General features: G+C 57.8%; 14 protein-coding genes. 9 read left to right on the top strand and 5 right to left on the bottom strand.

The features are described from left to right. Positions 1 to 53: 53 nt before the first annotated feature. The 7 genes from C8D82_RS01320 to C8D82_RS01290 all read left to right on the top strand — a co-directional run bounded on the left by C8D82_RS01320 (position 54) and on the right by C8D82_RS01290 (position 10,987). A complete protein-coding gene (locus tag C8D82_RS01320; RefSeq protein ID WP_116882455.1) occupies positions 54 to 1,694 on the top strand; it encodes a sodium:solute symporter family transporter in 1,641 nt (546 codons plus the stop codon). 20 nt (positions 1,695 to 1,714) lie between these two features. After that, the gene (locus tag C8D82_RS01315) at positions 1,715 to 3,610 is read left to right on the top strand and encodes an alpha-amylase family protein (RefSeq protein WP_116882454.1); all 1,896 of its coding nucleotides are present in this window, start codon (positions 1,715 to 1,717) and stop codon (positions 3,608 to 3,610) included. Positions 3,611 to 3,701: 91 nt separating this feature from the next. Beyond that, positions 3,702 to 4,781 carry a substrate-binding domain-containing protein gene (locus tag C8D82_RS01310; protein WP_116882453.1) on the top strand — a complete coding sequence of 360 codons (1,080 nt, stop codon included), beginning with the start codon at positions 3,702 to 3,704 and terminating at the stop codon, positions 4,779 to 4,781. A 413-nt stretch (positions 4,782 to 5,194) separates the two neighbouring features. Beyond that, positions 5,195 to 5,890: a hypothetical protein gene (locus C8D82_RS20505; RefSeq protein WP_133245006.1), complete on the top strand. Its 696-nt coding sequence runs from the start codon at positions 5,195 to 5,197 to the stop codon at positions 5,888 to 5,890. Positions 5,891 to 5,917: 27 nt separating this feature from the next. Beyond that, positions 5,918 to 7,774: a beta-galactosidase gene (locus C8D82_RS01300; protein WP_116882451.1), complete on the top strand. Its 1,857-nt coding sequence runs from the start codon at positions 5,918 to 5,920 to the stop codon at positions 7,772 to 7,774. A gap of 155 nt (positions 7,775 to 7,929) precedes the next feature. Beyond that, a complete protein-coding gene (locus C8D82_RS01295; protein ID WP_116882450.1) occupies positions 7,930 to 8,778 on the top strand; it encodes a prepilin-type N-terminal cleavage/methylation domain-containing protein in 849 nt (282 codons plus the stop codon). Positions 8,779 to 8,791: 13 nt separating this feature from the next. Continuing rightward, complete coding sequence (locus C8D82_RS01290) at positions 8,792 to 10,987, top strand: hypothetical protein (protein WP_116882449.1); 2,196 nt, start codon at positions 8,792 to 8,794, stop codon at positions 10,985 to 10,987. Positions 10,988 to 11,761: 774 nt separating this feature from the next. Here the strand turns inward: C8D82_RS01290 and C8D82_RS01285 are convergent. The 4 genes from C8D82_RS01285 to C8D82_RS01270 all read right to left on the bottom strand — a co-directional run bounded on the left by C8D82_RS01285 (position 11,762) and on the right by C8D82_RS01270 (position 15,252). Next, the gene (locus C8D82_RS01285; protein WP_116882448.1) at positions 11,762 to 12,058 is read right to left on the bottom strand and encodes a hypothetical protein; all 297 of its coding nucleotides are present in this window, start codon (positions 12,056 to 12,058) and stop codon (positions 11,762 to 11,764) included. 15 nt (positions 12,059 to 12,073) lie between these two features. Then, complete coding sequence (gene xseB / locus C8D82_RS01280) at positions 12,074 to 12,373, bottom strand: exodeoxyribonuclease VII small subunit (RefSeq protein ID WP_116882447.1); 300 nt, start codon at positions 12,371 to 12,373, stop codon at positions 12,074 to 12,076. Next, complete coding sequence (locus C8D82_RS01275; RefSeq protein WP_187144132.1) at positions 12,370 to 13,041, bottom strand: carbonic anhydrase; 672 nt, start codon at positions 13,039 to 13,041, stop codon at positions 12,370 to 12,372. Before C8D82_RS01275 ends, xseB begins: the two co-directional genes overlap by 4 nt. A 93-nt stretch (positions 13,042 to 13,134) precedes the next feature. After that, a complete protein-coding gene (locus tag C8D82_RS01270; RefSeq protein ID WP_116882446.1) occupies positions 13,135 to 15,252 on the bottom strand; it encodes a sialate O-acetylesterase in 2,118 nt (705 codons plus the stop codon). Positions 15,253 to 15,442: 190 nt separating this feature from the next. Between C8D82_RS01270 and C8D82_RS01265 the strand changes: the two genes are divergently transcribed. Beyond that, complete coding sequence (locus C8D82_RS01265; protein ID WP_116882445.1) at positions 15,443 to 16,423, top strand: class II fructose-bisphosphate aldolase; 981 nt, start codon at positions 15,443 to 15,445, stop codon at positions 16,421 to 16,423. Positions 16,424 to 16,498: 75 nt separating this feature from the next. Here C8D82_RS01265 and C8D82_RS01260 read toward each other — a convergent pair whose 3' ends face one another. After that, the gene (locus tag C8D82_RS01260) at positions 16,499 to 17,131 is read right to left on the bottom strand and encodes a CatA-like O-acetyltransferase (protein WP_165832755.1); all 633 of its coding nucleotides are present in this window, start codon (positions 17,129 to 17,131) and stop codon (positions 16,499 to 16,501) included. Positions 17,132 to 17,262: 131 nt separating this feature from the next. On the opposite strand from C8D82_RS01260, the gene C8D82_RS01255 reads away from it, so the two are divergent. Further along, on the top strand, positions 17,263 to 18,375 hold the full coding sequence (locus C8D82_RS01255) for a LacI family DNA-binding transcriptional regulator (RefSeq protein ID WP_116882443.1): 1,113 nt from the start codon (positions 17,263 to 17,265) through the stop codon (positions 18,373 to 18,375). Positions 18,376 to 18,389: the final 14 nt, after the last annotated feature.

Below are 18,389 nucleotides of genomic sequence, written 5' to 3'. Positions count from 1 at the left end.
ATTCCCTTTATGTTGAGATTTTGAGTTACTCAAAATAAAAGGCAGATGCAACCTTGTCAAACAACACATCCCATCACAAAATTTGGGACATTATCAAATTCTTCATTCATTTCTGCAAGCTGCCGGAAACCTTCCGGATCGCCGGCATCAACTTCGACTTCAGCACCTATCCGTGTCTGCTTGGTTTTGCCATCGGGCTCGGCGTCGTCTTTGCCATCTTCGGCGGTCAGATCGCAATCATGCTGACCGACTTCATCCAGGGGCAGTTCTGCAATATCGCCTTTCTGGCGATCATGGTTTATATGGTTTCGATTTTCCGCTGGGACGTGATCTTCGAGGCGCTGAGAGATTTTGAATCGGCCAACCCGGGGCAGTCTTTATTCAACCCGTACAATACAAGCCGGATAGAGGATTTCAACATCTGGTATTTTCTGGTCGGAATCGCGATCATGCTGATGACGCAGGGCGCATGGCAGGGCGGCAGCCAATACAACGCCGCCGCCAAAAGCGCCCACGAGGCGAAGATGTCGCGTTTTCTCGGAACCTGGCGGCAACTGGTTCAGGTCGCACTGATGATCTTCATTCCGATCTGCGCGTTTACGTTTTTTCACCACCCGGACTTCGCCGCACAGGCTGCGGAGCTGAACGGGGAGCTGGCGCTGCTCGGCGGCCAGAATGCGGTACAGGCCAGGGTGCCGCTCTTTCTTACACAGGTTCTGCCGGTCGGGCTGGTCGGAGTTTTCGCCGCGGTCATGTTCGCCGCGATGCTCAGTACGGACGACTCCTATCTGCACAGTTGGGGCAGCATCCTGATTCAGGATGTGATCCTGCCCTTCCGCAAGAAGCCGTTCACGGAGAAGCAGCATATCCTGCTCCTGCGGCTGTCGATCGTGTTTGTCGGCGTTTTCGCCTTCTTCTTCAGTTATCTGTTCAAGCAGACCGAATACATTTTCCTGTTTTTCCAGATTACCGGCGCCATCTTCACCGGCGGCGCGGGAGCCGTGATCATCGGCGGCCTTTATACGCGCATGGGAACTGCGGCGGGGGCGTGGGTGGCGATGATCGCCGGTTCCGGGCTTTCCGTGGGCGGCATCCTGCTGCAGCAGGCGTGGCCGCATATCTCTGAAAGTTTCTACCGGATGACCGGCTGGAGCTGGGTGGGAGACAACCTTGAACGTTTCCCGCTCAACGGACAGTATGTTGCGTTCTATGCGACGTTGATCGGATTCCTTCTTTATTTCGGCGTTTCATATATCGACAAGAAAATCCGTCATCTGCCCGGATTCAATCTGGAGCAAATGCTGCATCGCGGAGTTTACGACAAGACCCATGAACATGTGGTTGTCCAGCAGAAGCCGCTCGGCCGCCTGTTGCGGGCGCTCGGCCTGACCGATGAGTTCACCTTCGGCGACAAGGTGATTTTCTTTGCCAGCATGGCGTGGACGCTGCTGTGGTTTCTGATCTTCATCGGCGGCACGGCGGCGCAGCTCTTTTTCCGGCTGCCGGATATTGCCTGGCTGGAATTCTGGAAGTTTTATGTGATGTTCGGATTCGTCCTCGGCATCGGCACCACAATCTGGTTTCTGTGGGGCGGAATCGCGGATACCTTTGAACTGTTCCGGACGCTTTCCACCATGAAACGCGATATGGCGGACGACGGCCGCGTCGTGGACGGGCGGAACGCCGGAGAATAACAACCCAACGGGAAATTGACATGGAAACCTTGCATTATCAGAATGATCGGATTGAGATTGAAATCGCGCCGGAACCGTTCTTCACGCTGAAAAAATTTCGGGATCGCCGCAGCGGCTTGAATTTGTGCGGTTCCGGGCCGCAGGAAATCACGGCGGACCGGAAGCTCCTGGACGAAATCAGCTTTCTCGGCATGGAAGAACAGAACAATGAAATTCTGCTGAATTACCGGGTCGGCGATATCCGGTTGGAACGGCATCTGTTTTTTTACCGGACGGCCGGAGCCTTCCGGTATTATGATGTTTTTTCGACCGAAAACGATCATGCGGCGATGTATTACTCTACGCTGCTCAATCTTGTTCTCGAAACGGAAGCGGGACAGGCGGAATGCGTCGATTTTTTCAGCAGCACCGACCACTCCAACCACCGTCTGCTCCGCCGTCAGGCCCGGCCCGGGAAAAATGTCGGCGGCTATTTCCTGACGGACCGGCTCTTCATCTACAAGGAAGCGCCGATGCCGGATTCGCGGCCGATCAAAGGAGAATATGACTTTCTGTGGATTCCCGGAGAGGGCCGCCTTGAAATGGTCGGGCTTGGCTTCGACAACCTGCGGCGCGGTGAAAAACGCCGCGCTTACGGCGTTGTCGTCGGGTTGCGGGACGACTTCGGGCTGCAGCGTTACCAGCGTGAACGATACGGCAGGCTTGACCGCATGGAGGTTCTGGCAAACTCCTGGCCGGCCCTGCATCTGGACGTGACGGAGCCGGTCATCATGCGCGAGCTGGAGCTGGCGGCGGAATCCGGCGTATCCACGGTATTCATCGACGACGGTTACTTCAGCGAATTCATGGGGGAGATCGATACGAAAAAATTCCCGGCCCGGTTTACCGCCCTTGCCGCCAGAGCCGCAGAACTGGGAGTCGAACTCGGTTTATGGGCCAATCCGCTCGGACTCGATATCCGGCATCCGAAAATGCTGCTGTGGGACGGTACCGAAGAACGGGATTTCATGCTCGATCCGCCGAAGTGGAACTGGCTGGCGCGCACCAACGACTTCCAGCAGACGGAACTGCAGGGCGGAGCCGGAGCCGAACGCAGCTACAGCCCGGTGGAACTGCTGGAACCGGAATGTTTCAGGTTCATGAAGGATAAATTCACCGGCTACTACCGGGAGTTCGGCATTCGCCGTTTCAAATTCGATCTTTACCAGTTGACCGCATTCAATACGCAGCGCGGCGACGCCCAGCTTCACTACGAAGCATACCGGCGATTGCTGGAGGAATTGCAGCAGGAGATTCCGGGGCTTGTGATTTCCATGGATATCACGCGCCGCAACCGGCCCGGTTTCGATTTCGGATTGGACTTCGGCCGGCTTTTCCTTGAAAACCGCGACCGGAATTATCCGGATCACCGCTACTATCACCCGTATATGGCGCTGGGAAATTTCCATCAGACCGCTCAATTCGTCCCGGCTCACCGCATTGAACTGGAAATGATGCCCCAGGCGGCGGAATATTCCGTCAACTATATCGCCGGGACCACGGTTTTCGCCACTCCGCTGTACTGGGGACTTCTGGCGGATACGTCTCCGCAACGGCGTGCCGAACTGAAAACCTTTTTTGAACAGACGGCAGCCTTGCGGGAACAATGGAAAAATTGTCTCGTACTTCCGATCGGTGAAGTTCCCCGCAAGGGAAACTGGAGCGCGGTCCTGGCGCGTGAACCGGAGGGGGCGCGCGGCTGGCTCGGAGTTTACCGGCATGGCGCGGAGCAGCAGAGCTGCGCATTCGATCCGGCGGGAATGAAAGTGCGGAAGAAACTGCTCGGTTCCGGAGAGTTCCGGCCGGAGAACGAACGGACGGTATTCTCCGAACATGACGCCTATGCTTTTTCGCTTTACGAATTGGCGGATTGCTGATTTTTCGCTTCGGCGGCCGTAAAAAAGGTTGACTTTTGCGGCCGTCCGGGATATATTGCGCAGCGAAACAGTTCTCTTTCTGAATCGAATCATGGGATATATGGACAAACAGGCCAAATACCGTAAACTGCATGACCAGCTGCTGCGGCGCTTCGAACCGTTTCTGCCGGGAACGCGTCTCGACTCGGTCCGTTCGCTGCAGAAAGAATACCGGGTCAGTCTCGCCACGCTGAATACGGCATTGAAGATGCTGGTGGAAGAGGGAGTGATCGAAAGCGTCCGGAACAAGGGGTTGTATCGTACCGCGCCGGGTTGCGGAAACGCTTCGCGGACCGTCGTGCTGGTTCTGCCCGGCCAGGACGAACCGTTGTTCCGGAAGATCATCTTCGCCTGTTATGAGGCGCTGGAAAAACTGAATATGCGCATGCAGCTGGCCATCTACGGCCTTTCCGCGGAACAGGAAACCGAAGTCGTAAGGGGAGTTCTGGAGGATGAGCCGGACGGCGTGCTCTACATGCCGACTCTGGTTTCCGGGGCCTTGAAGCGGCTGCTGCTGGAATGGAGCCGAACCGTCCCGGTGATGCAGATCAACCGCGAAGTCGGCGAGCCTTCGCTTTCCTTCGTGGGCAACGAGTGTTTCGAATCGAGCCGCGAAGCGACGGCCATGCTGATCCGGCACGGCCATCGGCGGATCGGCGCGATCTACGGAAATGATTTCCGGACCTGTCAGGACCAGCAGGAACGTATTGCCGGTTTCAAGGCGGCACTGGACGAGGCCGGTTTGCCTTACGAACCGCAGTACGACATCATCTACGACGGTTTTGACTGCCGGATTTCCACGGATGTGGTCGCGCTTCTGCTGTCGCCCCGGCGGCCGACCGCCTTTTTTGCGACGAACAGTGCGTTTTTAAGCAACCTGATACAGAAAGCCGCCTTCTGCAAGCTCTCCATACCGGATGATCTGAGTGTCACCAGTTTTGACCTCGGGGAGACCTTCGCCTCCCTGCCGCTGCAATTCGACCGCTTGGAACAGGCGATGGTTCCGCTGTGCGCCCGGGCGGTGGAGCTGCTGGACGAAATGATGCGAACCCGGGATTTCAAACCGCGCCGGGAACGCATCCCCGGCCGCCCCGTTCCCGGCGACTCCTGCCGGGACTGGCGGGAAGAGTAGCCGGTTGATGCTCCATGCATCAGCCACCAATATGACATACATCCATAAATACCGTTGTCTCTTTCATCATCATAATTCCTATGGACGGAAAAAGGCAGCCCCCCTGTTTTTTTAATTATTACTAGAGAACTCTGCTCAAAGAAAATTAAGTTAAATCCTTTTATTATCAGAAGTTACAACATAAATATAATGTAGAAATGGTTTCTGCAATTTTCTGCAATTTTGGTGACGTATCAATGAATGTAGAAGGTAAACTGAGCTCAAATCATTAAAAATGATCAGTCAGACAAAATTATAATTCTACATGAAGGCAAATAGAGTATATGTGTTGATAATAAGTAAGATGTGATGAAAAATTTATTTGTTATACTATCCCTATTATAGCGATCATCGCGATTCTCGCGGCAATGCTGATGCCCGCTTTGAACAAGGCTCGCGCGGCGGCGCAGAAGACGACCTGCCTCTCCAACGTGGGGCAGGTGATGAAAGCGCAGATACTTTATGCAGAAGACAGTAACGGGTATATGGTCACGGTTGCTAAATATGAGGAGAAAAACTATGAGCCTTGGACGGCATTATTAACTCGTGAGAATACTCGGACTACAACACTTCAGAAAGGCAATGGTTATATTTCTCTGAAAACTCTCCGTTGTCCCGGCAAACCTGAAAACCAGAAGGCGAGTTCCGATAATTTGTTATGGGGAGTGTATGGTTTTGTCAAAGGTCGCAACGATACTCAATATCATGACTCCAATATGAAAAAACGCAATCGCCTCGGTTCTTATTTTCATACGATAGATAGTAATGACAATATGTTTTTTGCTCTGCATCGAATGAAACGGCCAAGCGGTACTTTTCTGGCCGGAGACACCGCCGCTTCCACCGGAAATGAAAAAGGGCAGTCCTGCTGGTCCTTTTCTCCTTCCAATCCGCTGGACAGCCAGGTGGTCGGACTCCATCTGGCACATGATGAGCGGGCCACTGTCGGCGCGGCGGACGGCCATGCCGAATCGATGAACCGGCAGGAGCTGAATCAGTGCCCGTTCAATTTCCGTTATATGCTTTCACAGGCGCTTGTGCCCGTCACCATCAGTCAGGATGTCGACTGATTCATCCAACCACAGGGAGAAGAGAAGATGAAAAAAACGTGGAGTTGTCTGGCGGCTGCGGCCGCGGGGCTGTCGCTGTCCGCCGCTCCGGCGGTGATTCAGGACCCGTATGGAGTCTGTGCGCATGTGAGCCGCGGCGAGTGGCAGTTCGCGCCGCAGACTTTTCAGAAAATGCACGAGGCGGGCATCAACTGGGTCCGCACCGATTTCGACTGGAAATATTCGGAGCCGAAGCAGGGCAGCTGGAATTACAGCCACCTCGACCGGGTGATTGAGCTGGCGAAAAAAGAGAAGATCAACGTGCTGCCGATCCTCGACTATGACGTGCCGTGGGCGACTCCGGCGTGGAAACACCTCGATCTGTGGAGCGGTTATGTGCGCAACCTTGTGAACCGTTATCCGCTGCTGCGTTACTGGGAGGTCTGGAACGAACAGAATTCCCCCTCCTTCTGGCATGACGCTTCCAGCGGCGAAAACTATGCCAAGCTGCTCGAACGCACCTACCGGGAGATCAAGGCGATCAACCCGGAAATCACCGTGCTGTACGGTGGCACGGCGGGAGTGCCGCTGCCGTTCATCGAAGCCTCGCTGAAGGCGGGGGCCGGAAACTATTTCGATGTGATGAACATCCATCCGTACCACTGGCGGGGAGTGCCGGAGATGATGTTCTCCGACCTTTCCAGCCTGCGCGCGCTGATGCGGAAGTACGGCGTCGGCGAAAAGCCGGTCTGGATTACCGAGGTGGGCTGGGCCACCGCGCAGCCGCCGCGTTTTTATCTGGATGTGCTGCCGTCGGTTCTGGCTGAAGCCGGGGTGAAACCGGCCGACAGCATGGTTGCGATTGTGAACGATCCCGAACTGGGCTTCTTTGAGGCTCCGAATTTCAACGCCGATTTCAATCTCGGCATGTTCCGCAAGGTGGACCGCATCCGGCTGGCCGACCTGAAGTCGCTGGATGTGAAGAAGTATCCGGTGCTGGTTCCCTCTACCTCCGAGGAGTTCCCGATGGCTTATCTGCCGGATGTGGTCGCTTACGTGAAGCGCGGCGGGACGCTGGTGCTTCCCTCCGGGCTGCCGTTCTACCACGATTTCCAGATGGACGGCAAGGGCGGCGGCAAATTGGTTCAGGTCAATGACAAATACCTGAAGGACCTGCATATCGGCTGGGAAACGTGGTGGGTCAACAAGGCGGTTCCGTCACAGGAAAAGTGGCAGAAGGCCGCTCCCCGCTTCGCCGGGAAGTTCAAGGTCGACTTCAAGCCGACCGGTCGCTTTCTGACCGCCGCCAACCTGAAAAAAGGAGACGAGTTCATCCCGGTGATCGAAGCCGGAACCGATGATTACAAGGGAACGGTATGCGGCCTTTACAAATTCAACAGCGATCTCACGGGCAACATCATCGTCTACTCCGGGCTGGGCGTGATCGACTCCACCACCGAAAAGCGTCAGGCGGAGATGCTGCCGCGCACCTACCTGATCGCGCTGGCGAACGGCGTGCAGCGGGTCTTCTGGTACAACTTCCGGGCCGGAGAGTGGAAACCGGACGAGCGCGAACACCATTTCGGCATCGTCCACGCCGATTTTTCTCCGAAACCCGCGTTCCTGGCTTACAAAACGCTGACTTCGATGTGTCCTGCCGGTTCGACCGTCCCGGTGATTTCGACGCACGGCAAGGTCTATCTGGCGGGGTGGACCCGGCCGGACAAGGTGAAGGTATGGGCGGTGTGGACTGCGGAATCCGTGCAGAAAATATCACTGCGGATCACCGGCAAAGCGCAGGCGCTGAACCATCTCGGTGAAGCGAAAAGCGTTCCCGCCGGAGAGTACGCCGCTTCCCCCGAACTGCTCTATCTGGTCGGGCCGGAACAGGTCGAAGTGCACTGATAAATGGCATCGGACACCGGGCCCCGATCTAATCGGTGACCCGGTGGACATTCCTGAAATCGTTTGAACAACCGGGAGAAATCGATTTCAGGCAGATCCGCTAAGATTTCAGTTTGTTTTTGAATCATCTATTTGAAACAGGGAGAAAGTGAAAAATGAAAGAACTGAATTGCGATTGCTCTGCAAGCGGCAAGCCGGAATTTTCTTCTTCCGCTGAGCGACTGCGGCACTGCTTGTCGACCGTCCCGGCACCGGTGCCTTGCCGGTCGTGGTCCAGCGGCGAAAGCGCTGGTCGCTCCGGCAGGAGCGAAATCCTCCGTCGGAGACTATCCCGCTACAATTTTACGCTGATTGAGCTGCTAGTAGTGATTGCGATTATTGCGATATTGGCGGCGATGCTGCTGCCGGCGCTGAATAAGGCGCGGGCGGCGGCACAAGACATGAAGTGTATTGCCAACCTGAAGCAGATCGGGCAGGGGGTGTACTCTTATATGCAGGACAACCACGACTGGCTGCCGTCATTCCGGCAATGGTATATCCGTCCGGAGGTTGGCGGAGAGGCGATGAAGGAAAACTGGCCGGTGCCGGTCAGCACCTACCTCGGCAAGAAGGAACTGCGCAACGGACGCATTTCCATTCTACTGCAATGTCCCCGCGATCCGGTGCCTTACCGGCCGGGCGTATTCGACAGCGGTTCCACGACACAGGGAAGCTACGGCGCGCACGTCGATATCTTCCCTTATAACGGCGGCATCGGCGCAACGGGGGATAATCCGGAAAAGTATTTCTATAAATACAACGCGAAAATCAAATCCAATGCCGTTCTGATTACCGACAATTACAATATGGCGCTGGTATGCCATGGAGACGATGCGAAGTTTCCGTTGCCCTCATGGCACGGCAATGCGGCGGTGAATTCGCTTCGCGGCGACTTTTCCGCGAAACGGATCGCTTTGGACGATCTCAACGATATCGACAATAAAATCAACATGAAGCTCAAATAAGGGGAGAGTACCGATGAAAACAGCATTGACCGCGTTGGCCGCCGGAATGGCATTCGCTTTGGCGGCGCAGGACTACCGGGCGGAATTCGGCAAGCTGGCGGCGAAAGGGGCCGAACAGAGCAGGGCGTACTGGCAGGGGGACCATTTCGGCGACCTTCCCTGGACCGACGCCGACAAGGTGCTCAAGGGGCGCAGCAGCCACGATTTCGCGATGATTTACTGGAACTTCATGGACGCCCGGCTCAACGGCAACCAGGAAAGCCTCGAACGGGCACTGAAGGAGTATGAAACCATGACCCGGCGCTTCTGGCGCAGGGACAAACGGCTCTATCATACCGATTACGACTTTCTGATGAACACCTCGATCGCGCTGGCTCTGGCGCTTTCTCTGCGGGATGCCGGCGCGGTGATTCCGCCGGAGGTACGTGAGGATTTTCACAAAAAACTGGCCGGAATCGCCGCGTATTTGCCGACCTACACCACCGCGCTGGTCAACGACGACGACCTGCGGGCGAACAATCAGGATGCGTTCGCCGCTTTTACGCTGGCCCTGATTTCGGAGGAGCTGAAGGCGCCGGAAATTCGTCAGGAGGCGCTGAAGAAGTTCCGGCAGGTGCTGGCCAAGGTGCAGCAGAGCTTTTGGATCGAGGGCGGCGTGGATGTCGGCTACCAGTCGGTCGGCGAACCCGCTTTCGCCGGGGCCGCCGATATCCTGTGGGACGATCTTTCCCGCGATGAGAAGAAACAGTTGGCCGAGCTGGCGATGAACAATCCGGTCGGCAACGGTTTCGGAATCGAAAACGCCCGTTCCACCAGCTGGATCAAGCCGGAGGGAACCACTTTTTCCTCCGGCCTGCTGAACCGGGTTCCGAACGGCCTGGTCGCGGCGGAGGCGGCCGGACAGCTTACCCGGGTGGCGGAGAAGGGGCTGCCGACCCGCTGGTGGCTGCATGATCCGGCGTCGCTCTCCTTTTTCAGCGGCGTCTATCAGAATGTGGATGCGCTGGCCGCGATTCCGCCGCGCCCGGAACACTTTTCGGTTGGCAGCCTCGCCTGTCAGATCATGCGGCGCGATGAAAACCGCGACTGGCATACCGGAATGGAGAAGGGTTACCTGACCGGATACGGCAACGGCGCGACCGCGATTTTCGGCGACTACAGCCGCCTGAACCCGGTTCAGGTCAAAAGCAAGTTCGGCGCGGAGCATCTGCCGTTCACTCCGAATCCGGGCGGACTGCGCTATCTCGGCTATCGGAGTCACCTCTATCTGATTCCGGACGGGCAGCTCGGCGCGCCCCGGCTGAACAGCGCCGATTCCAGCCGTTACCCGCAACTTGTCCACCGGACGCTGTACTCCGGCGCTGCGGCGAGCGAATACCAGTTAACGCAGGTGATGCCGGGAAAGGGGCGGACCGCGCCGGTTACCGTGAAGCAGACCTTTGCGACAGTCGGCAGCGTACTGGTGGCCGCATTTCAATCGCCGGATTCCCTGCGGGGGCTTTCCTATGATTTCACCTTGCCGCTCAAGCGGATGGAAAGTGGCAAGGGGAGTATTACCGTGATTCAGCCGCCGCTGGCCGGAGGGCCGGAGCGTAAGCTGTCCATTGCCGGGAGCGGAGTTGCATTTTCACTGGACAAGGAGCGTTGGGAGCCTTTTTTCAAGGCGGAACTCACAGTCGGCAGCGCCAAAGTGAAGCTGCCGCTCCTGCGCCGGATTCAGGCGGAATTCACGGCCCCACGACTGGCGGTGCTGGTGTTTTCCCCGGAAGGCGAGGCCTCCGATGTGAAGTTCGCCGAAAAAGACGGCGTGATGCGGATTTCCTGGAAAACCAAGGATCGGAATGTGACCGTCGGTTATGCTCCGGCTTCCGTTGACCGCATGGTTCTTTCCGCAGGGAGCACGGAATGCGTGGTTCAGGCTCCCGAACCCGGTTTCTTTCAGGTGGTGGAAACGGATTCCCGGAAACAGCTGACCGGCTTCACCGTGTACGGCCGTGAATTTTCCTGCGGCGGCAAACCGGTATTCACCGCCGCAGGCGGCGAAGCTGCATTGGTTTCGGCGCTGCGGCAGGGAAAGACGGTTATCGCGGATATCGCTGAACCGGCGGACTTCACGGATTTCTTCGGCGGAAACGCCCGGAGCTGGGTGGACGGCAGGACGTTTTCGCTTCCCGGCCGATTGGAAAAGGACCGGGTTGTGTTATACTGAACACCTGCAAGATAGGATTATTCAATAACGCCATGTGCAAGTTTCCGAACGGGGATTTCGCTCCTTTTGGAGCGACCAAGGCGCTTCGCCCTTGGAACCCGACCGGCAAGGTGCCGGCGCCGGGTACTTAGAGCCGGGAAAACCGTTCCGGTTTTCCCTCCGGGAGGGGGAGGCTCCGGTAGAGACAGGCATGGAGCGTACAGGAGCGGCACACCGCTCCGGTCGGCGACCGCGTCGGCTTTTTTGCCGACGCCGGGCACTCCCTACGCCTGCTGCCGCCGGAGGTCACGCTCGGAACCTCCAGATGCTGACCGGATGATGTGAAATTACACTCATGGAGGCTGAACTCTCCTCTGCTTTTTCATACAGGCTAAGGTTCAGTAAGGCTCGTATTCAAAGATATGCTTGCCTGTGATATGACAATTGCATTGTTGCCTGACCTCGCTTTGCATATATCGGCAGATAAATTCTTATCAGCCTCCATCAGGGTATCTTTCTATTACCCGGTCAGCATCTGGCCGTTCCGCGCGTGACCTCCGGCGGCAGCAGGCGCAGGGAGTGCCTAAAGCCTGCAAAAAAGCAGGCTTTGTGCCGACCGGAGCGGTGTGCCGCTCAGGTACTCGCCTGCCTGTCCACAGTAGAGTCTCCCTCCCCCTCGGAGGGAAAACCGGAACGGTTTTCCCGGCTCTCAAGTATTCGGCACCGGCACCTTGCCGGTCGGGTTCCAAGGGCGAAGCGCCTTGGTCGCCGAAGGCGAAATCCCGGTTTGAGAGTTCAATAGAAGCGCAGGAGCGGGAGCTTGCCGTCGTCTCCGGTGACGCGTTCGGCGACCACGTCGGCTTTCTCCTCGCTCTCCTGTAACGGAAATGCGTTCAGCCAGTTCACGAAGGCATCGGCGTGGTAACAGTCGTCGCAGTCGCCGCCTCCTTCACACACCCAGTAGGGATGGTCGGCGGAGCGGTCGGCGCGCCACGCGAAAAACTGATCCTGCAGTTCCGTAATGCGGTCGTATGTCGATTGCGGAATGTCGATGATGTCGAATTCCCGTTTGAATTGCGTCAATAACAGCATGATGATTTTCCTGAATTAAAACGGGGCGTCGTCGGAAGCCGGCGCATTGCGGGCGGGGGAGGGGACGCCTGATTCAAAGTCGCTCCATTCACCCTCTTTGCCGTCATCGCGGGTCAGGAGTTCGATTTTGCGTTCCAGTGTGTCGAGTTTGTCGCGGCAGGCCTTGACCAGTCGGCTGCCGAGTTCGAAATCGGTCATCAGCTCCTCAAGCGGCAGGCGGCCGGTTTCCATGCGGCTGACGAGGTTTTCCAGTTTTTCCAGCGCCTGCTCGAAAGGCAGCGCGTCGAGTTCTTCGGGGGAGAGCGGTTCTGTCATGGTTGATGATCCTCTGATTGGGAAAGATGCAGCGACGGGTGAAATTCGGTGAAACCGCCTTTGGCGCGGTCGTAGCCGAAGAGCCGTCCCGCCGCGATGTGAAAATACCAGGCGTGCAGCGCGAGCTTGCCCGCATCCACACGCGCTTTGATCCAGGGAAAGGTGAGCAGGTTTTCCAGGCCCAGCACGAGTGAAGCTTCTTCGCAGGCGCGATGGCGGGTGTGGGAGGAAGCATTGCTTAAAACCATCGCGGCCTGTTTGGCCGGCTCGGCGAGGTCGAGCCAGGCGTCGAGAAATTCTCCGGCGGGCTTCTCCGGCGTGCGCTCCATCAGGGCGTGGATGCCGCCGCAGTCGGAGTGTCCGATTATGATGATATGTTCCACCTGCAGGCCGTTCACCGCGTACTCCAGCGCGGCGCTGACGCCGTGATGGCGGGTATCCGGTTCATACGGCGGGACCAGGTTCGCGACGTTGCGGATCACGAAAAGGTCTCCGGGATCGCTTTCCGTGATCAAAGCGGGGTCCACGCGCGAGTCGGAACAGGCGATGATCAGACTCCGGGGATGCTGCCCGTGCTTCAACTGGTCGAACAGCTCGGAGTCTCCCGAAAAATAGGTGTCCCGGAAACTCCGGAATCCATGCAGCATTTTTTCAATGGCTTCTTCCATGATGATCCTCAGGAGTCCGGCGCTTCCTGCCGGACTGAAAACGGGAGCGGCCATCGGAGGTGATTGCCGCTCCCGCCAGGAATTTTTCCTGTGTTATTTGAGCAGATAGTCAGGCTTGGCGGTCCGGAACGGACTGGCCGGGAACCCTTCCTTGTTGTACAGGTTCGCGTTGCCCGGATAACCGGCCCACGCATAGCGTACTTCGACCGGTTCCTTCACCTTGTCGGACCAGACCAGCACCGTGTCGCCGTCGATTTTCGCATCGGCCCACACGAAGTTGCCGTCCTTGCCCGCGATCGCGAATGAAGTCGGCGCGCCGTCTCTGGCCACGAGACCGGAGCCGGTGTTTTTGAAGAACAGCCGCACCTTATTGCCTTCGACCGTCATGCGCTCATAGAGCGGGCCGGCGCTGATTTCCCTGGAGCCGTAGCAGATGCGCTCCGCTTCCTTGCCGAGCCGGTAACCGAGCGTCTGCTTGTCCGCCGGGTGGATGTCGAACGGGTTGCCGACGTCGATCGCGACCGCCATGCCGGTATTCGGGATGGCGAGCGTCGCGGTCTGCACTTCGCGCAGTTTCGGCCAGCTGCTGTCGGAGGGCTGCCGGTTTTTCCAGAAATCCGCCGGTCCGGGCTTGGCGGGAGAGTGGCGCTCGAACGCGGCCAGCTGGATGAACAGAAACGGCATCTCCGGATTGTTCCACTTGTTCCGCCAATCCTGAATCAGCAGCGGATGCAGTTTCATATACTCCTCATAGGCTCCGGCGTTGGATTCGCCCTGATACCAGATGACTCCGCGAATCGGGTACACCGTCCACGGCGCGATCATCGAGTTGTAGAGTGTGGCCGGGAAATAGGGGTGATTCTGAGTGAGAGAGAGATCATTCGGCGGAGTCGGGCGTGTGCCGAGTTTCTGCGTGTCGATTTTGAATTCGACCTTGTATTTCCATGCTCCGTTCAGCCGGATGCGGTCGTTCTTGTCATTGCCGAGCTGCAGATAGAACAACGGCTCCGGTCCTGCCATGCCGCCGTTGGAGTACATGTCCGCCACCCGCACCGCGATGGTGTTGGCGCCGGCCTTGACCAGCTTGCCCGGAATTTTGTAGACGCGCGGCACACTCCAGTAGTTCGGAGTCGAAGTGCCGGTGGCGCCGACCTTTTCGCCGTTGAAAAAGGTTTCGTCGCAGTCATCGATCGCGCCGAGGGAGAGCGTCAGCTCCTTACCGGCCCACTCCGCCGGAATCGTGACGGTGCGGCGATACCAGAAAATCCCATCGAAATCGGCGGCAGGAGAACTCGGCACTTCCTCGCTCTGCCAGCCGGAGTCGTCAAATCCGGGATTTTTCCATGCCTGCGCCGCCGCCGTCGCGGCCGGATCGAACGCATAGAACCGCTTTTCCCAGGCGTCGAAAGCGATCTTCGCTTTTTTCTTCAGCGCCGCAATCTTCGCTTCCTGCTCCTTGCTTGGTTTGCGGGAGCTTTCGATTTTGGCGAGTTCGCCGGGGCGGTTCGCGGAGCGGTAGCCCGCTTCGCTGATCCAGCTCTGGATCGGCGTGCCGCCCCAACTGGAGTTGATCACGCCGACCGGGACGTTCAGATCCTTGTGCAGCTGGCGCGCGAAATAGTAGCCGAGCGCGCTGAAGGGGCCGACCGTTTCGGGCGAGCAGACTACCCAGCCCGGACCGGCGATCTCCTTTTGCTCCACGCCCGGAGAAACGGAACGGCGCTGGTTGGTGTTGTACAGGCGGATGCCCGGATGATCGGCGGCGGCGACCTCCGCCTTGCCGTTCGCGGAGTTCCAGAACTGCCTGCCGCTGTAGACCGGCATTTCCATGTTGGACTGGCCGCTCGCCAGCCAGACTTCGCCGATCAGCACATCCTCGAAGCTGACGCCGGGAGTGCCTTCCTTGCCGGTGACGACCACGGAATAAGGCTGCATACCGGCCTTCATCGCGGGGAGTTCGGCGGTCCATTCGCCGTCGTCGCCGGCGGTGGCATAGGCCGAGTTGTCTCCGATCGTGACCTTGACGGATTCTCCGGGAGCGGCGGTTCCGCTGATCCGGATCGGCCGGTCACACTGAAGAACCATGTGGTCACCGTAAACCTTGTGTACGGTGAAGGTGCCGGCCATTTTGTCCGGGGAGCTTATCGAGCCGCATGCTCCAAGCATCACCACGGCCGCCAGGGCCAGAAGGGCGAGGTACAGCTTCCGCATCTTGTCTGCCTTTCCTTGAATTGTTTCGGGGTGCGAAAAATCAAACACTGTAACTATTATAATCTCGTTTTTGCGATTATGCAATCATAAAAAAACGTTTTTCGACTTGATTTTTTTTTTAGCGGCGGTACTTTAATAGGACAGAATCAGGATACCTGAAACCTCAAAATTCAACCAAGGAGTCCTTTCAATGGCTACCAGCTACAAAGATCTCGGTCTTGTGAACACCAAGGAATTGTTCGCCAAGGCGATCAAGGGCGGCTACGCGATCCCCGCGTACAACTTCAACAACATGGAACAGATGCAGGCGATTCTCCAGGCCTGCGTCGAAACCCAGTCCCCGGTGATCCTTCAGGTTTCCAAGGGCGCCCGCGAGTATGCGAACCAGACCCTGCTGCGCTACATGGCGCAGGGCGCGGTCCAGTACGCCAAGGAAATCTCTCCCGACGGCAAGGGTATTCCGATCGTGCTGCACCTCGATCACGGCCCGGATTTCGAGACCTGCAAGAGCTGCATCGACAACGGCTTCAGCTCGGTGATGATCGACGGCTCCCATCTGCCCTATGAAGAGAACATCAAGGAAACCCGCCGCGTGGTCGAATACGCCCATCAGTTCGGCGTCACCGTCGAAGGCGAACTCGGCGTTCTGGCCGGCGTCGAAGACGATGTGAAGGCCGAAAGCCACACCTACACCCAGCCGGAAGAGGTGGAAGACTTCGTGAAGCGCACCGGCGTGGATTCGCTGGCGATCGCGATCGGCACCAGCCACGGCGCGTTCAAGTTCAAGCCGGGCGAGAATCCGAAAATCCGTCTTGACATCCTCGCTGAAATCGAAAAGCGCATCCCCGGATTCCCGATCGTGCTGCACGGTTCCTCCAGCGTTCCGCAGGATCTCGTGAAGATCATCAACGAGAACGGCGGCAAGCTGAAGGACGCGATCGGCATTGGCGAGGATCAGCTCCGCGCCGCCGCCAAGTCCGCGGTCTGCAAGATCAACATCGACTCCGACGGCCGTCTGGCGATGACCGCTGCGATCCGCAAGGTCTTCAACGAGAAGCCGGCGGAATTCGACCCGCGCAAGTACCTCGGCCCGGCCCGTACCGCGCTCAAGGAGCTTTACAAGCGCAAGAACATCGAAGTGCTCGGCTCGGCCGGTCACGCTCAGGACTGAGCATTTCCGTCCTGAATCGAGTGATTCAACGCAAAACGGCGGCGTCTGCAACGGATGCCGCCGTTTTTATTTTTCTTACAAGGAGGCGGGGGCGGTCAGGAAACCGGTCAGAGCGCGGTGAAATCTGCCGACGTGCAATCCGTCGACCAGCGCGTGATTGAGTTGCAACGCCAACGGAATATTGCCGGAAGCGTCCATTTCCCCCCACGTGAGAATCACGATGCTCTGGTCGAGGGTGAGCGCCGCCTGGGTCAGCGACCGGAAGCCGTACCACGGCACGCAGCTTGCGCAGATGAAGTCGTTCCGCTGCCGGACGGACGGATCGAACTCGCCGCGTTTTGCGGCGGCGACCGCCGCTTCGGCCTGTCCCCGGAACTCCGCGAACGAAGGGGCGTATTCGGTCAGCGCCATTACGAATTCCTCCTCCGGGGTCATGATCGGCGTAAGGGCGGCGACGTGTTCGAATTCGATCACCTGTCCGCCGTCGACGATCCGTTGCCGGAATTGCGGCACGGAGTTGACGGCGCGCAATATCGCGTGCAAAGTCAGCAAAAAGAAGGAGAGCCGGTTCCGTTTTGCGTACCGGTACAGTTCCGTGGCCGGAAATTCCAGCGTGATGTTGAAAAGCTGGTTCTGGAAGGTCCGGTAATATTCAAAGGTTCCGCGCCGTTTCCAGGTCGCGAGATCGATCGACGTATAAGAATTCATGCATGCCTCCGCGGTTCTGGTTACAATATACCGGATCATGACGGAATTTTCCAGCCGGAATGTTGCATTATCGGGCCGGAGGGAGTATACTATCCGAAAGAATATAAGTTCCATAGGAAGGCGGGAGTTTCATGGCCGGAAAGACGGACAGGACGGCGATCAACATCAACAGCATTGCCAGACAGGCGCATGTGTCGACGACGACGGTTTCAAACCTGATCAACAGCACGGAGGTGTTTCCGATTTCCCCGGAAACGCGCGAACGGATTCTGCGGGTGATGCGCGAACTGAATTACCGGCCGCACATCGGCGGCAGCCTGATGCGGCGCAATGTGCCCCGCCGCCCGAAACTGGGTTTCGTGTTCGGCGAGGAGTGCATGAATCCGATCCTGCACACCGCCGGCAACCCGCTGGTGCAGCGGTTCCTGCGGGAGCTGGAGAGTGCGATCGAACAGGAGCTGGATTGGGAGCTGGCGATCCTGCGGGTCAATGACGAAAATTCGCGCAGCGAGTGGAACGAGCGGTTGATCGATGTGGAGGCCGTGGTGAATTTCGGCCAGCTGAACTGCCTGATGTGCGACACGATGGTGCGGCGCAACCTGCCGCTGATCAACGTATACCCGCATACGGAGGTGCGCCGCCACGGCAGTTTTGCCGGAATTCCGGATGAGTTCGACTTCGTATTCTGGCGCAATGAGCGGCAGATGGAGAATATTTTTCAGCACTTCTACGCACGCGGAGCGCGCCGTTTCCTGTTTCTGGCCAGTTGCAACATCAAAGAGAACCGTCCGGAGGGGTTCGGCTTCGACGCGGAAGCCAAGATTTCAGGTTTCGAGCGGGCGCTGGCGGCGCACCCGGAGGCAACCGGCCGGGTGCTGCGTCCCGGAAAGCCGCGGTTCTACACGATGGCCTGCGAATACCACCTGGCCCGGGAGATGATGCTGGCGGTGCGCGACGAACTGCCCGAAGTCGATGCGGTGATGTGCCATCATGACATCATGGCACAGGGCGCGGCTCTGGTGCTGATGGAAACAGGGCGGCAGGTCGGGCGCGATGTGATGGTGTCGGGGGAGGGGAAGTTCGACGAGCTGCGCTTCTGGCACCCCGCGATCACCACGACGTCGGTGGACAGCATCAGGCTGAACGCCGAAATCTGCCGGCTGCTGAAGCTCCGGCGGACGGACCGGATTTCTCCGCCCGAGACGGTTGAGATTCCGACCATCATCTCCTCGAACGGCGAGTGAAAGGCGTGTTTTTC

Origin of the sequence: Victivallis vadensis (assembly GCF_003096415.1) — a bacterium.
GTDB lineage: Bacteria > Verrucomicrobiota > Lentisphaeria > Victivallales > Victivallaceae > Victivallis > Victivallis vadensis.
The sequence above is the reverse complement of the archived record's forward strand: the minus strand, read 5'-3'. Positions and strand labels throughout refer to the sequence as shown.